A 12896-nucleotide genomic window follows, 5' to 3' on the forward strand; every position below is an offset into this window, starting at 1 on the left:
GGCCGCGCGGCAAGGAGATATATTGCCAGACCGGAGGGGCGCCGGGGGCGGGAATCTGGGCGTACACATTTCCTACACAATTTGGGATCCGACTAACGTTTGCCAGCCGTTAACTACCGCTCACCGAGCATCTCTTTATATAAGGCAGTCTCATGGTTAAAGCGGATACGTTCCCCTAGCTAAAGCACAGCCAGCATCGAGCAACTCATCACGTTCTTCCACCGAGAACCCCTCGGCGTAGACGCGCACCACTGGTTCGGTCCCGCTAGGACGGACCAGCAGCCACGTGTCATCCTCGAATGCTAAACGCAAGCCATCCATATGACTAACGTTTTGCGGCACCTTGCCACAAATCGACTTGGGGTTTACGCCCGGCAGCAGGGTTCGTAACGTTTCGGCATCTTCGGCCTCAAGGCGCAAATCGCGTCGACCGTAACTCGTCTTACCAAAACTGTCCTCGAGTTGGTCGACCAGAACGCCCAAAGGCGCGTCCGTCTTTGCCATAAGCTCACACAGAATCAGACAGGCGAGGATTCCATCGCGCTCGGGCATATGCGCGGCGATGCCGATACCACCGGCTTCCTCGCCGCCTATGAGGACGCCACCCTTCTTCATCTCTGCCGCTATATATTTGAAACCGACTGGTTTGACGGTCACGCGGCAGCCAAGCGCCTCGGCAATGCGACGCACGAGCGTCGAGCACGAAAGATTGACGACGACGCGTCCCTCCAAATTACGAAATTGAACCAAGTCGCCCAAAACGAGCGCCATGATCTGATGCGGATGTATATATCTGCCGCGCTCGTCAACCGCGCCGATACGGTCGGCGTCGCCGTCGGTCACCAGGCCAGCGCAAGCTCCGTCCTCGATAACCGTATGCTCGCAAGCGTCCACCCACGGCTCAACGGGGTCGGGGCAGATATCTTCTTGGTCAGGCGCCTGCCCGGCGTGAATCTCGTGCACCTCAACGCCAAGCTCGCGCAGCAAGTCGGCTAGATAGCCCTGGGCTGCGCCGCCCATGGGGTCAACAACCACGCGCAGGTGCGCGGCGCGGATGGCTTCGGCATCGACAAACGATGCCACCGCTTGCATATAGTCAGGAATGATATCCGCGGTGCGATATTGCCCCTCGATCCCCATTGGCTCGGGAGCCATGGTCTCTTCGAGCTCTTCGATGACATCCTGGTTGGCGGTCGAGCCGTCACCCATGCGAATCTTGAGACACAGATAACCCTGCGGATGATGGGACCCCGTCACCATGAGCGCACCGCAGGCCTCGCCGTCATACGCCGCCGCCCACGTAAGGGCGGGGGTCGGAACAGGCCGAGATGCGAGCACTGCGTCCAATCCGTGAGCGGCAAGCACGCCTGCCGCAAGCTCAGCGAACTCGCGCGCTAAGGGCCGAGTGTCGAACCCTATATATACCGTTTTGCCCGGATTGGTCTTTTGCCACAACTCGCCGACGGCATCGGCGATACGGGCAACGTTATCGGCAGTGAAGTCCTCATCGACGCGAGCGCGCCAACCGTCAGTTCCAAAATGAATTATCGCGCACACGCGCAGACACCTCGCAGTGTTTGGATCATGGTACGCATGAGGTATACCCGCAGCACGCACCCGGCAACCTGCCGGTACCAGCATTCACCATTTGGGCAAATGCTGCCGAGGACATGCAGGCAATAAAAAACCGCCCCGTATGGAGCGGTTTTGCCCTTTATATATCGAGCGCCTCGGCCATCGCTGCCGTAGTGATTGCCGTGGTTCCACAGCAACTGCCCACCATTGCGGCACCGGCATGTCTCCATTCGATGCATGCGCGCGCGAAAGCTTCGGGGTTCTCGTGCCATACGGGGCCATCCTGAGTCTGGACCGGATCGCCTACGTTGGGACGCACCGTGACGGGAGTAGTCGCCGATGCAACCATCCTGGGCACCGCCGCGTTCGCGGCCGCAAGCGAACAGCAATTAACACCAACCGAGTTTGCGCCGTGTTTTTCGGCGTACAAAACGGCTGCCTCGATGTTGAGGCCATCGCCCAACAGGTCGCCTTTATCGTCAACGACAAAACTCACCAGGACAGGCATGCCGTCGGCGGCATCTCGGGCGCCGGCAAGCGTGGGCTGCAAATTACGGATAGACGTCACCGTCTCGATCAGCAGACCGTCAACACCAGCATTGAGCAAGGCGTGCGCCTGTTCGCGCGCAATGCCTCGGATTTCACGATACTCGACAGAGTCTTCGGCAAACCACTCAATACCGATCGGGCCCATCGAGCCCAGTAGCAGCTGAGGGTGCGCCTGGCGGGCATCGTCGACGGCCCCGCGATTGACCTCCGCCACGGACGGCGCAATCTGATCGTGCTTGAGGGCATAGCTCGATGCCTGAAAGGTGTTGGTAATGAGCACCTGCGCGCCGGCGGCGACATACAAGCGATGAATACGAGAAACGGTCTGCGGCTCTGCCAGATTCCAAAACGCCGGTGGAATGTCGGCGGCATCGTACTCACTCAACAGAACACTGCCCATGGGGCCCTGCGCCAACAAGGTCTCGCTCGACAAGCGGCGCGTAAGTTCCTCGGCACCAAAGCGGTTGTAATAACTCGTATCCATATATATCCCGCTATTCCTCGACGCTGATTCCCTGCTTTTCGAGATAGGCGAGCCAGCGGTTCATCGTGTCCTCGGATAGCGCATGCTCCATCATGCAGGCCTCGGAATCGGCTCGCTCAAATTCGACACCGAGCTCCTGAACCAAAAACGTGCGGATGAGGCGATGACGGTACCAGATAGCCGTACCAACCTCGCGGCCGCGATCGGTCAGGACTACCTTGCCGTAGTGCGATTGCTCGACAAGTTCGGATGCTTTGAGCGCCGAAACCGCTTTATTGACCGATGCCTTGGAGACGCCAAGGCGCTGCGCGATGTCGACCGATCGCACGCCGTTGGTTTCCCCCTCTTCGCTTTCAATGCGAACCATGCACTCCAAGTAGTCTTCGTTCGCCACCGTCAGATGTAGTTCGCGCGAGCTATTTGTCGTATCCATGATCTTCCGTCCCTTCTGCATTCATTGGCTGATTCTACCCCATCCAAGCGTCGCGGTATGCCGTGGCATACCGTGCTAGAGTTCTTGTTGCACACGACGACCAAGATTGGAGCGGTCTTTATGGAAAACACCACCACGAACCCCGATGTCCTCGAGCGCTTTTTGCGCTACGTCCAGATCAACACGCAGTCCGAGGATGCAAACTGCGACCAGGTACCCTCGAGCGCCGTTCAGTTTGACCTTGCCAACGTGCTGGCTGAAGAGCTGCGCGAGCTTGGTGCGGAAGATGCCCACGTGACCGAGCACGCCTATGTCTGCGCGCATATCCCCGCAAGTGCGGGCGCTGAGGACAAGCCCGCCCTGGGCCTGATCGCCCATCTCGACACCACCGAAGTTGCACCGGGCGCCGGCGTGAAGCCGCACATCGTACACTACGAGGGCGGCGACCTGGTCTGCGGCACGGTTGACGGTAAGCCCGTTGCCATGAGCACCGCCAAGCTTCCCGCCCTGAACGACCTCGCGGGTGAGGACCTGGTCTGCAGCGATGGCACCACGCTGCTGGGCGCGGACGACAAGGCAGGCGTCGCCGAGATCATGTCGCTTGTCGCGCGTATCGCTCAGGACCCTTCTCTGCCCCATCCCGCACTCGGCATTTGCTTCTGCCCTGACGAGGAGATCGGCCACGGAGCCGAGCTGCTGGATATCGATACCTTTGGCTGCAAGTACGCCTACACGGTCGACGGCGGCCCCATCGGCGAGCTGGAGTGGGAGTGCTTTAACGCCGCCGAGGCGACCGTCTGCTTTGAGGGCCAGTCCATCCACCCGGGCGACGCTAAGGGCCGTATGGTCAACGCAGGCAATCTGTTCTGCGACTTCAACGCGTTGCTCCCCTACGTGCAGCGTCCGGAGTATACGGAAGGCTACGAGGGCTTTTATCACCTTGAGGGTGTATCTGCGACCGTCGATCACGCCACAGCGCGCTATATCGTCCGCGACCATGACGCCGCCAAGTTCCAGCAGAAACTCGACCTTATTGATGCCGCCGCCTCGATGCTCAACCAGCGTCTGGGTGAGGAGCGCGTGACAGTCGAGATTAAGCAGCAGTATCGAAATATGGCCGAGATCGTTTGTGACTTTCCCGAGCTTATTGATGTTGCCAAGGAAGCCTACCTTGCCTGCGGCGTTGAGCCCCAAGTGCTGCCGATTCGCGGCGGCACCGACGGCGCGCAGCTGTCGTTCCGCGGTCTGCCCTGCCCCAACCTTTCCACCGGCGGCTATTGCTACCACGGCGTCAACGAATTCGTCCCGGTCAGTTCGCTCGTCAAGATGACCGACGTGCTCCAGGAGCTCGTCGCCCGCTTTGCATAAGCCTGGCTGCACAAGTCAAAAAGACGAATCGCCCCGTCCTCAACCAAGAACGGGGCGATTTTTTGCTGCAATGAGAACAGGTTGACGCACGCCAGCCTCTTAACGCAAGGAGTGTCCCAAACTGCCGGCACAAAAGGAACGTCCCCAAGTGCCGCAAAATGACGACATCCACTCTCGCTTTGTGGGTAGTCATTGGGGAGGTTCTTGTTTGACTAGTCGTTTAAAAACGTCCCCAATGACTACCCAACGACTAGTCCGGACCAAGGCAACGCCGATGTTTTGGCAACGACAGCGAAAACCCGCCAGAGCGAGCAAGGTGCCTTGAAACGAGGCGGCATTGATCTTTTGATCATGCCGCCGAAGTTGAAAGGCAGATTGCCGCTCTGGCGGGTTTGCAGCGTCAACTGGTTACGCGGGCTGGTAAGCCCGCGTAACCCTAATAATTGGCCTCGTAGCCGTTGCCGTCGCCGGTGGGCTCTTCGTAGTAGTCCGAATCGCTCGAATCGCTTGAGTCATCGGAATCGTCAGAGCTGACCGATGAGGTTGCGGTACCGTTTGCGTAATCGTCAGACGTGTTGTTGTTCAGGTCGCCGATCGTAGAGCTGGAACCGTCGGAAAGACCCATGGTGTTGGGACCCTTGGGATCCTTGCCAGCATCGACGCGCTCCATCATTTCCTTGAGCTCGTCCTCGTAGACAAAGACGTAGCTCACACCGTCGATCATGGTGCTGTCGTCGGCGTACGAGGGCAGGTTGGCCGAGTAGATACCGTCGACATCCATACCGCGCATGGCGTTGACCGTAGCCACGATATCCTGAACGCTCATATCGGTTACGAGCATATCGGACAGCGAATTAACCAGGCCAAAGATCTTCGTGGCATCGAAGTTATTGAGAATCTGGTTGGCAAGGGCGCCAAGCACCTGACGCTGGTGGCGCATGCGCGTGTAATCGCCGTCGGCATAGGTGTAGCGGCAGCGGGCATAGGTAAGGGCGGTGGCACCGTCCATATGCTGCTGGCCAGCGGTAATCTTAATATCCAGGTGCTCGGGGTCGTCAACATCATCGGTTGCGTTAATGTCGATACCGCCAACCGAATCAATCAGCGCCTGCATACCGTCGAAGCTGACCTCGGCATAGTGGGAAATCTGAACACCGCACAGCTCGTTGACCGCCTCGACCATGGCCTCGGCGCCGCCAACGGTATGGCAGGCGTTGATCTTCATGGTCTCGCCCTTGTACTCGACCTTGGTGTCGCGCGGAACGGAAATGAGCGTCGCCTGCTTTTGCGTGGGGTCGATGCGTGCCAGGATAATCGAGTCGGCACGATACGTATCCTCGCCCGGACGGCCGTCGGTACCAAGAAGCAGCACGTAGAACGGATCCTTTGCCTCATCGGTGTCAACCAGAACCCGACGCAGATTGTCGGTAATGACATTAGAATCGCCGAGCTTGCCCATAATGGTGGCAAACCACAGGCCGGCAGCGGTAGTGGCACTCAACAGCACGCCAAGCACGACAATGAGCGCGACGTGACGAATCGTGTGGCTACGACGACGTTGGCGAGCGCGCTCGGAATAGCGAGCCACGTTATCGCGACTGTAGATCTTGGCCTGCGCACCAGTTGAGGGTCTTCGGGTGGTGGTATCTGCGAGGGGCTTTTTATTAAACATAGGCAACCTGTATTAGTAGATGACGGGATCGGGGACGGTAGCATGCTCGACATGCGCGCCGAGCGCCTGCAGCTTTTCGACAAACTGCTCGTAGCCGCGCTTGATGTGATGGATAGCCGAAACCTCGGTCGTCCCGTCGGCGATCAAGCCCGCTACGACGAGGGCCGCTCCGCCGCGCAGATCGGGCGAGGTAACCTGTGCACCCGAGAAGCCCTTGACGCCATGAATCATGGCATGATGGCTCTCGATACGAATGTCGGCACCCATGCGCACCAGCTCAGAGGCAAACATAAAGCGATTCTCGAAGATGTTCTCGGTAATAACGGAACTGCCGTCGGCAAGGGCGGAGAGCACCATAATCTGCGCCTGCATGTCGGTCGGGAAACCGGGGAACGGAAGCGTCTGGATGTCGACCGGCTTGATACGCTCGGCACGGTTCACATGGACGCCATCCTCGACGCGCTCGCAGTCGATACCCATGAGCTCCATCTTCTTGAGCACCATGCCCAAATGAATGGGGCAAAAGCCCGTGACATCGACACCGCGATCGTCCGCCATCAACGCACCGGCGACGATAAAGGTACCGGCCTCGATGCGGTCGCCCACCACGCGATGGATAACGGGATGGAGCTCTTCCACGCCTTCGATAGTCACGACGGGCGTACCGGCGCCAACAATCTTGGCGCCCATCTCGTTGAGCATGTTAGCGAGATCGACGATCTCGGGCTCGCGGGCGGCATTGTCGATAACCGTGGTGCCCTGTGCGCGCACAGAGGCCATGATGAGGTTCTCGGTTGCACCGACGCTGGCAAACTCGAGCGTGACGGTGGTACCGCGCAGGCCCTGAGGCGCATTGGCGTTGATATAGCCGTGGGCGGTATCGAACTCAACGCCCAAGGCCTCAAGACCCAAGATATGCATATCGATCTTGCGAGCGCCCAGGTTGCAGCCGCCGGGCATGGCGATCTTGGCGCGATGGAAACGGCCCAGCAGGGGTCCCATCACGGCGGTGGAAGCACGCATCTTGGCAACGAGCTCGTAGGGCGCCTCCCAAGAATCGACCTGGGAGGTATCGATCTCGAGCGTGTGCTCGTCGAGAACATCGATCGTGGCGCCCATACCCTTGAGCACCTTGCCCATCACGTGGACATCGGAAATATCAGGCACGTTCTGCAGCGTCGTCTTGCCCGGCGCCAGAAGCGTTGCCGCCATGAGTTTGAGCGCGGAGTTCTTGGCGCCCGAAACAGGCACGGAACCTCCGATGGCGTGGCCACCCTCAACGCGGATAATATCCAAGGTCTACCCTTTCAAAAAGCATGCCCGGGGTGGCTGGGCCATCCCGGGCATGATGTGTTCGCAAATGGTCGAACGCTAAAACGTTTGACTATTGGGCAAGCTTGAGCTTACACCATGCGATTTCATTATAGAGGTAGGCGCGGCGTGCATCATCCTCCGACAAATTACCCAGCTTCTCTTCAAAACCTTGAATATCAGCTTTAACCTTATCGGCGTCGACGGTCGCCAAATCGCAAGCGCGCTCGGCGAGGACGGTCACGACATCGTCCGCAACCTGGGCATAGCCGCCGGCCACGGCAAACGTGTGGTCGACAGTGCCCATGGCCTTATCGGAAACGCGAACGTAACCGCGGTCGATTGTGCAGATTTCGCTGGAGTGAGCAGGCAGAACGCCAAACTCACCATCCGTGGACGGAATCGACACAAACGCAGCGTCGCCCTCATAGGCGCAGCTCACGGGGCACACGATGCGGATACGCATAACCTACTTCTCCCCCATCTTGCGGGCGCGCTCGCGCACGTCCTCAATCGTGGAAGCATAGCGGAATGCCTGCTCGGGCAGGTCATCGGCCTTGCCGTCAACAATCTCGGCGAAGGAGCGGACGGTATCCTCGACGCGGACGTAGACACCGGGGTTGCCGGTGAACTTCTCGGCGACGTGGAAGGACTGGGAAAGGAACTGCTGGATCTTACGGGCACGGTTGACCGTAAGGCGCTGCTCCTCGGACAGCTCGTCCATACCCAGAATGGCGATGATGTCCTGAAGGTCGGAGTACTCCTGCAGGAGCTCCTGGACCTTGACGGCGACACGGTAGTGCTCCTCGCCGACGATCGAGGGATCGAGAGCGTCGGAGGAAGACGCGAGCGGGTCGATAGCCGGGAACAAACCGAGCGACGAAATGCTACGCGAAAGAACCGTAGTGGCGTCCAGGTGCGTAAACGTCGTGGCAGGCGCCGGGTCGGTCAGGTCGTCTGCAGGGACGTAGACAGCCTGGACGGAGGTAATGGAACCCGTCTTGGTCGAGGTAATGCGCTCCTGGAGGTCACCCATCTCGGTAGCCAGCGTAGGCTGGTAACCGACGGCGGACGGCATACGACCCAGCAGTGCGGAAACCTCGGAACCGGCCTGGGAGAAGCGGAAGATGTTGTCGATGAACAGCAGAACGTCCTGGCCGCGATCGCGGAAGTACTCAGCGGTGGTAAGGCCAGCCAGACCGATGCGCAGACGCGCTCCAGGCGGCTCGTTCATCTGACCATAGACCAAGCAGGTCTTGTCGATAACGCCAGACTCGCTCATCTCGAGATAAAGGTCGGTGCCCTCGCGGGTACGCTCGCCGACGCCGGTGAACACCGAGGTGCCGCCGTGCTCCTGGGCGAGGTTGTTGATGAGCTCCTGAATCAGAACGGTCTTGCCAACGCCGGCGCCGCCGAACAGGCCGGTCTTGCCGCCACGGATGTAGGGCTCGAGCAGGTCGACGGCCTTGATGCCGGTCTCGAAGATCTCGGTCTTGGTGGTGAGCTCGTCAAAGCGGGGCGCTGCATGGTGGATGGGGTAGAACTCCTCCACCTCGGGCATGGGCTTGCCGTCGACGGGCTTGCCCATGACGTTCCAAATGCGACCGAGCGTCTTGGGACCAACGGGCATCTTCATGGGCTCACCGGTATCGGTAGCGATGAGGCCGCGCTGCAGGCCGTCGGTCGAGGACATGGCGACCGTGCGGACGACGCCGCCCGGAAGCTGGCTCTCGACCTCGAGGATCGTGCTCAGATGACCGATCGGGGTCTCGGCCTCGACCGTGAGCGCGTTGTAGATCGGGGGCACCGCGCCGTCAAACTTGACGTCGACGACAGGGCCGATGATACGCACGATGCGACCATCACCGGCAGTCGTCTTCTTGGTGGCTTCCTCGACCGCAAGCTTTACGGTGTTATTAGCCATTACTGTTCCTCCAATGCTGAGGCTCCGCCGACGATCTCGTTAATCTCGGTCGTGATCGAAGCCTGGCGCACGCGACTATACGTGCGGGTAAGGGTCGAGATGATCGCGGTGGCGTTTTCCGTCGCGGAGTGCATGGCCTTGCGGCGTGCACCCTGCTCGGCAGCCGCCGAATCGATCAGGGCCTGGTAGATGACCGTCAGGATATAAGACGGCACAAGCTTGCCGAGAACATGCTCAGGAGAGGGCACGAACTCGAACGTGGACGAGATGCGCTTAGGGGCGTCGGTCTCGTTCTTACGCGGACCGTGGGCCATAGCGATCATCTCGGGGTCGAGCGGCAACAGATGCTCGACGCGAAGCTCCTGATCCACGCGGTTCTTGGCGTGGTGGTAGACAAGCTCGACACGGTCAAGCTCACCGGCACGATACGCATCGCAGATATGAGAGGAAATCATGCGGGCCTGATTGAAATCGGGCTCAGAGGAGTTGCCCTCAAAGTGCATGACAACGTTTGCGCGGTCACGGAAATACGTGGCCGGCTTACGCCCGCACGCGATGATCTCGCACTCGATGCCGTCGTTCGCCCAAGAAGCGGCGAGCTTTTCGGCCGTGCGCTCCACCGTCGTATTGAAACCGCCGGCAAGGCCGCGGTCCGAGGCAATAACGACAATCAGGCCATGCTTGACGCTCTCATGCTTCTGCAGCATGGGATCGGTGCCCGAACAGGAGGCGTCGCCGGCGACCGTCAACATGACGTCGGTCAGCGCCTCCTTATAGGGCTCGGCCTGCTTGGAGCGATCGAGGGCACGACGGATCTTGGCCGTAGAGACCATCTCCATCGTGCGCGTGATCTGCTTGGTCGTGGTAACCGAGGAGATTCGCTTCTTAATGTCGCGAAGGTTGGCCATGGGGCTTAGTTCTCCTCTGATCCAGAAACATCCGAATGGTGCTTGGCCATGAACTGCTGCTTGAAGTCGCCGATGACGCGCAAGAGCTCAGCCTTGGTGTCATCATCGATCTTCTTGGCGCGAACCTTGTCGAGCAGCGAGCCAAAGCCATTGTCCATGTACTCGATGAGCTCGGCACGGAAGGGCAGCACGTCGGCGATCTCCAGGTCATCCAGGAAGCCCTCGTTGCCAGCGAACAGCGTAACGATCTGCTCGCCAACCTCAAACGGCTTGTAACGCGGCTGCTTCAGGAGCTCGGTCATGCGAGCACCATGGGTCAGCTGCTTCTGAGTAGCCTCGTCGAGGTCGGAGCCGAACTGCGTAAAGCCAGCGAGCTCCTGGTACGAAGCGAGGTCCAGACGGAGGTTGCCGGCGACCTGCTTCATGGCCTTGGTCTGCGCATCGCCACCGACGCGGGACACGGAGATGCCCACGTCGACTGCCGGGCGCTGACCCTGGAAGAAGAGCTCGGACTGCAGGTAGATCTGACCATCGGTAATGGAAATGACGTTGGTCGGAATGTAGGCCGAGACGTCGCCGTCCTGGGTCTCGATGATCGGCAGTGCCGTCATGGAGCCGTAACCGTTCTTCTTGGACATCTTGACGGCACGCTCGAGCAGACGAGAGTGCAGGTAGAAGATGTCGCCAGGATAGGCCTCGCGTCCGGGCGGACGATGCAGCGTCAGCGACATCTGACGGTAGGCCACAGCCTGCTTGGACAGGTCGTCGTAGATGACGAGCACGTGGCCGCCGGGGTTGGTCTCGCTGGCGGGCTTGCCGTCCTCGCCGTTGTACATGAAGAACTCGCCGATAGCGGCACCGGCCATAGGCGCGATGTACTGCATAGGGGCGGAATCGGCAGCGGTGGCCGAAACGATGATGGTGTAGTCGAGCGCACCGTGCTGAGCGAGGGTCTCGCGGATGTTGGCAACCGTGGAGGCCTTCTGGCCGATGGCGACATAGATGCAGACCATGCCCTTGCCGCGCTGGTTGAGAATAGCGTCGATGGCGATGGCGGTCTTACCGGTCTTACGGTCGCCGATGATGAGCTCACGCTGACCGCGGCCAATAGGCACCATGGAGTCGATAGCGAGCAGACCGGTCTGAACCGGCTCGCACACCGGGGTACGGTCGATGACGCCGGGGGCCTTGAACTCGATGGGGCGACGGTGCGTAGCGACGATGTCGCCTAGGCCGTCGATGGGCTGGCCGAGCGGATTGACGACGCGGCCGAGCATGGCGCGGCTCACGGGGATATCCATAATGCGGCCAGTGGTGCGGCACTCGTCGCCTTCCTTGATGGAGTCGACGGCACCGAACAGAACGGCGCCGACCTCGTCACGGTCAAGGTTCTGGGCAAGGCCGAAGACGGTCTCACCGGTATCGGAGCTCTTGAACTCCAGAAGCTCGCCTGCCATGGCGCTCTTGAGGCCGGAGACGCGCGCGATGCCGTCGCCTACCTCGTCGACCGTTGAAACCTCATGCGTATCGACCGTCGCGGAGAGGCTCGTGAGCTGCTCCTGCAGTTTCTTGGCGATATCCTGGGCATTGAGGGTTTCGGACATTAGGCTTCACCTCCGTACGAATTAGCAGAGTTTGCGAGGGTCTCCTGCGCGATGCGCAGCTGCGTCTTGACGGAAATATCACGACGCTCGCCGCGGGCCTCGAGCACCAGGCCGCCCACGATAGACGGGTCGACCTGCTCGATAAGGAATACCTTGCGGCCGAAGTCCTGCTCGCATTTCTTAGTGATGGTTTGACGCAGCTCGTCGTCGAGCGGGATCGCCGTGGTGACGGTCACGCCCACTACATCCTCGTCTTCCTCGGCAACATACTTAAAGGCAGCTGCCACCTTGGGAAGAAGGTCGAGCTGGTCGCGCTTGGACATGGTGTCGAGCACGGCGATGATCTCGGGGCTGGCAGAAGCCAAGCGCTCGATCATCTCGAGGTCCTCGAACACATGGTTCTCGGCCTTAGCGGCTTCCAGAAGGGAGCGCGCGTAGGTCTCGAGCACCTTGTCCTGATAGCGGCTAGTCGGCATTCAGGCTACCTGCTTCCTGGATGTAGCGCTCGATGAGCTTCTTCTGCTCGGCATCGTCCTCGAGTGCCTCGCCCACGATCTTGGTGGCGACGGCAACGGACAGGTCGGCGATGGAGCTCGCGGCACCGGCGTAAATGGACTTGCGCTCGTCCTCGACGGTCGTATGGGCCTTGGCGATGATCTCCTCGGCCTCCTTGTGAGCAGCCTCGATGATACGGGCGCGCTCGGACTCGGCGTCCTTACGGGCCTCGAGAACGATGTCGGCAGCCTGACGACGGGCGTCGGTGACGATCGAGTCGGACTCAGCGCGCTTGGCGATAGCCTCCTGCTTGGTCTTCTCGGCCTCGTCGAGGCTCTCCTCGATCTTCTTGCCGCGCTCCTCCATGGTTTTCATGATGCCCGGCAGGGCGACCTTGGCCAGCACGATCCAGATAATCAGGAAGGCGATAAGCGCCGGGATGAACTCCGCCATCTTAGGGATGAGGATGTCCGCACCGGCAGCGCCGTCCTCGGCGAACGCGGAAACCGGCATGAGCAGCGCGGCCGCGGACGCGGAGAGTGCGATCGCGCTCTTCTGGGATGAAAGATTCAT

General features: G+C 60.1%; 12 protein-coding genes. 1 reads left to right on the plus strand and 11 read right to left on the minus strand.

The genetic code is table 11. The features are described from left to right. Positions 1 to 156: 156 nt before the first annotated feature. The 3 genes from DW037_RS08725 to DW037_RS08735 all read right to left on the minus strand — a co-directional run bounded on the left by DW037_RS08725 (position 157) and on the right by DW037_RS08735 (position 3041). A complete protein-coding gene (locus tag DW037_RS08725) occupies positions 157 to 1557 on the minus strand; it encodes a phosphoglucomutase/phosphomannomutase family protein (RefSeq protein ID WP_117630036.1) in 1401 nt (466 codons plus the stop codon). Between the two features lie 157 nt (positions 1558 to 1714). Further along, on the minus strand, positions 1715 to 2608 hold the full coding sequence (locus tag DW037_RS08730) for a homocysteine S-methyltransferase family protein (RefSeq protein WP_117766200.1): 894 nt from the start codon (positions 2606 to 2608) through the stop codon (positions 1715 to 1717). 10 nt (positions 2609 to 2618) lie between these two features. Beyond that, positions 2619 to 3041 (minus strand): metal-dependent transcriptional regulator, encoded by a 423-nt coding sequence (locus tag DW037_RS08735; RefSeq protein ID WP_035138800.1) that lies wholly within the window; start codon positions 3039 to 3041, stop codon positions 2619 to 2621. A gap of 120 nt (positions 3042 to 3161) precedes the next feature. Between DW037_RS08735 and pepT the strand changes: the two genes are divergently transcribed. After that, a complete protein-coding gene (pepT, locus tag DW037_RS08740; RefSeq protein ID WP_118373196.1) occupies positions 3162 to 4409 on the plus strand; it encodes a peptidase T in 1248 nt (415 codons plus the stop codon). A 436-nt stretch (positions 4410 to 4845) separates the two neighbouring features. On the opposite strand, the gene DW037_RS08745 is transcribed toward pepT, so the two are convergent. From DW037_RS08745 to atpF, 8 genes are all read right to left on the minus strand, one after another. After that, positions 4846 to 6081, minus strand: coding sequence for an LCP family protein (locus DW037_RS08745; protein ID WP_089573100.1), 1236 nt, complete (start codon positions 6079 to 6081; stop codon positions 4846 to 4848). A gap of 12 nt (positions 6082 to 6093) precedes the next feature. Next, complete coding sequence (gene murA / locus DW037_RS08750; RefSeq protein ID WP_089573101.1) at positions 6094 to 7377, minus strand: UDP-N-acetylglucosamine 1-carboxyvinyltransferase; 1284 nt, start codon at positions 7375 to 7377, stop codon at positions 6094 to 6096. Positions 7378 to 7465: 88 nt separating this feature from the next. Further along, positions 7466 to 7858, minus strand: a complete 393-nt coding sequence (gene atpC, locus DW037_RS08755) for an ATP synthase F1 subunit epsilon (protein ID WP_117630038.1) — start codon at positions 7856 to 7858, stop codon at positions 7466 to 7468. Positions 7859 to 7861: 3 nt separating this feature from the next. Further along, entirely contained in the window at positions 7862 to 9316 is a 1455-nt protein-coding gene (atpD, locus tag DW037_RS08760) for a F0F1 ATP synthase subunit beta (RefSeq protein WP_055286334.1), read from the minus strand. Next, positions 9316 to 10224 carry an ATP synthase F1 subunit gamma gene (atpG, locus tag DW037_RS08765; protein ID WP_006235716.1) on the minus strand — a complete coding sequence of 303 codons (909 nt, stop codon included), beginning with the start codon at positions 10222 to 10224 and terminating at the stop codon, positions 9316 to 9318. Before atpG ends, atpD begins: the two co-directional genes overlap by 1 nt. A gap of 5 nt (positions 10225 to 10229) precedes the next feature. After that, entirely contained in the window at positions 10230 to 11828 is a 1599-nt protein-coding gene (gene atpA / locus DW037_RS08770) for a F0F1 ATP synthase subunit alpha (protein WP_035138794.1), read from the minus strand. After that, positions 11828 to 12304: a FoF1 ATP synthase subunit delta gene (locus tag DW037_RS08775; RefSeq protein WP_006235713.1), complete on the minus strand. Its 477-nt coding sequence runs from the start codon at positions 12302 to 12304 to the stop codon at positions 11828 to 11830. The genes atpA and DW037_RS08775 overlap by 1 nt, the downstream gene beginning before the upstream one ends. Then, positions 12294 to 12896: a F0F1 ATP synthase subunit B gene (atpF, locus tag DW037_RS08780; RefSeq protein ID WP_006235712.1), complete on the minus strand. Its 603-nt coding sequence runs from the start codon at positions 12894 to 12896 to the stop codon at positions 12294 to 12296. Before atpF ends, DW037_RS08775 begins: the two co-directional genes overlap by 11 nt.

This window comes from Collinsella sp. AF39-11AT (assembly GCF_003474585.1).
In the GTDB taxonomy this organism is placed as follows: domain Bacteria; phylum Actinomycetota; class Coriobacteriia; order Coriobacteriales; family Coriobacteriaceae; genus Collinsella.

Coding starts and splice junctions, on each gene's coding strand:
- DW037_RS08775 (WP_006235713.1), bottom strand. CDS start 12,304: ATGCCGACTAGCCGCTATCAGGACAAGGTGCTCGAGACCTACGCGCGC.
- atpG (WP_006235716.1), bottom strand. CDS start 10,224: ATGGCCAACCTTCGCGACATTAAGAAGCGAATCTCCTCGGTTACCACG.
- atpF (WP_006235712.1), bottom strand. CDS start 12,896: ATGAATCTTTCATCCCAGAAGAGCGCGATCGCACTCTCCGCGTCCGCG.
- DW037_RS08735 (WP_035138800.1), bottom strand. CDS start 3,041: ATGGATACGACAAATAGCTCGCGCGAACTACATCTGACGGTGGCGAAC.
- DW037_RS08730 (WP_117766200.1), bottom strand. CDS start 2,608: ATGGATACGAGTTATTACAACCGCTTTGGTGCCGAGGAACTTACGCGC.
- atpD (WP_055286334.1), bottom strand. CDS start 9,316: ATGGCTAATAACACCGTAAAGCTTGCGGTCGAGGAAGCCACCAAGAAG.
- atpC (WP_117630038.1), bottom strand. CDS start 7,858: ATGCGTATCCGCATCGTGTGCCCCGTGAGCTGCGCCTATGAGGGCGAC.
- atpA (WP_035138794.1), bottom strand. CDS start 11,828: ATGTCCGAAACCCTCAATGCCCAGGATATCGCCAAGAAACTGCAGGAG.
- DW037_RS08745 (WP_089573100.1), bottom strand. CDS start 6,081: ATGTTTAATAAAAAGCCCCTCGCAGATACCACCACCCGAAGACCCTCA.
- pepT (WP_118373196.1), top strand. CDS start 3,162: ATGGAAAACACCACCACGAACCCCGATGTCCTCGAGCGCTTTTTGCGC.